The organism is Petrocella sp. FN5 (assembly GCF_029210395.1).
Classification (GTDB): Bacteria; Bacillota; Clostridia; order Lachnospirales; family Vallitaleaceae; genus Petrocella.
The window spans coordinates 1-1,526 of sequence record NZ_JARGDP010000175.1 but is presented as its reverse complement, the minus strand read 5'-3'; the positions used below and the strand labels follow the sequence as shown (position 1 = coordinate 1,526).

General features: G+C 37.9%; 1 protein-coding gene. It reads right to left on the bottom strand.

Features of this window, described 5'->3' with window-relative positions:
- Window positions 1-1,502 (bottom strand): transposase (locus P0N36_RS15275; protein WP_275843748.1); only part of this gene is annotated, 1,502 nt, incomplete at its 3' end.
- Window positions 1,503-1,526: the final 24 nt, after the last annotated feature.

Below are 1,526 nucleotides of genomic sequence, written 5' to 3'. Positions count from 1 at the left end.
GCTCTTTTGAGCATCCTTTTTACGTTGATTGCCCCTACTTTAAATGAAAACCATATTTTTGAGCGCACTAATCCTCTTATCGGCATATGGTCTACGTTATATCTTCGGCGCAACACAGATGGAAGCCCTTCAACACCATTTCTCTTTTTGGATAAAGAAATGTACTCATCTGATGATAGTTTTTTAAGATAAGCAGCACGTTGTACCATGTTTTCAGTTACCATTACAAATGATGATTTCTTTTGTAGCTTAGCACCACACTGTTCACGGAGAGGACAGTGTTCACACGTTTTCTTATTAAATGATGCACGATATATGCCTGTTTTTTCATAATAACTCGTTTTATATGGTTTGTTTCCAGCAGGACACTTTATCACTTCTTTTTTTACTGTATCGAGTTGAAAGTCTGATTGTACTACATCAGGTGATTTTCCAAGAAGTGCCGTCGTTACAAGGTCAATGTTATTGCTTGCAGCAAGCGCTACATTTTCTACACTAGCGTAGGCACCATCTGCTAGAAGTGTCGTTTTAGTTTCCTGTAGACCAAGTTTTTCAATGGTCTCTTTGCAAAAACGGCTATCACTATGACTGTTTTCTCGGTAATCATACGACGTTATAATGGCACCGTTATGATCAAAAGTTTCTACTAAATTCCCAACATATCCCTTGTTGTCTTTACCAGCCTTGCTTCTATAGGTTGCATCTGGGTCTGATGGGTTTTGGAGACTACTAGGTGATATTTGCTTCTTATCTTTTGAAACTGTTTTTCCTTCAGTGTTATTTTCTGTTTGCTCAACAAGAACACGTCGAAGGAGTTGGTATTCAGGCAATTCATAGTATTCATCACCTAATTGAGCTATTAGTATAGTTGCATCATCAATGACTTGTTGAAGTCTAGATGAAATTTCTTCGCTTTTACGATGATAAATGGTTTCGTTTCGATCTTCATCCTTAAGGTAATGCTCAAGGCCTTTCAACAGTTGATCTTCGCCAGTTTTTGTGACTGCTTTTGCCATGTTTGCTACACAGGTATAAAGAATTTCAAGTCGTGACATTTTTTTGCAACTAGAAGATACCATCAAGCTATCCATACGTTTTACGGAAGGATCAATGTTCATATAGTTCACAAATGCTTCAGCCATGGACTCCATTTCTTCTTGAAGAAGATCTATTCCTGTTTCAATCGTGTGAAGATAAAGCCGTTCTCGAAATCTGCTGAATGTACGGTCACTAAATGGTTGTTCGGTATAGCTTGTTGTATGAAGTGCGTACTGAAATCGAATATCACAAAGGATGCTTGCTAACAGTTCGTCATCCGTCAGATCGAAGAGTTCTTTTAAAATCAGCGATCCAATGACTGCATTTACAGGATTATTAGGGCGCGATGCTTTTGTTTCACTATACAAAACAGCAAAACGCTTCTCATCAATAGCCGGAAAAATAAGATCCGAAAATCCTTTTGCCCACGAATTGATAACAAATTTCTTAGTCCGTTCATTCATATTTGCAAAGTTATCCTCTAAGCA